General features: G+C 65.8%; 1 protein-coding gene. It reads right to left on the minus strand.

Translation table 11 applies throughout. The annotated features are described in order from the left end of the window. Positions 1-321, minus strand: a 321-nt coding sequence (locus AC1DYG_RS20965; RefSeq protein ID WP_477641747.1) for a DnaJ domain-containing protein, incomplete at its 3' end; no start/stop codon positions are given. Positions 322-357: the final 36 nt, after the last annotated feature.

The following is a 357-nucleotide window of genomic DNA, read 5'->3' on the forward strand; positions in this document are numbered from 1 at the left end:
GTTGAATTCGCCACCGCCGAAACCGCCACCGCCGGTGGTGTACTCGGCGCCCGACGGGTATGCGCCGCGACCGAAGCCACCGCTGGCGAACAGACGGCGGGCCTCGTCGTACTCCTTGCGCTTGGCCTGATCCGAGAGCACGGCATTCGCCTCGCTCACGGCCTTGAACCGTTCCTCCGCACTCGCGTCACCGGGGTTGGCGTCGGGATGCAGGTCCCGCGCCAACTTCCGGTAGGCCTTCTTGATCTCGTCGGCCGAGGCGTCGGAGGAGACGCCCAGGTCCTTGTAGAAGTCCTTCTCGATCCACTCCCGCTGACTCACCGGGCGTCTCCTCCTCTCGTTGCTTCCTGTTGTACT

The organism is Pedococcus sp. P1_H8, assembly GCF_056405175.1.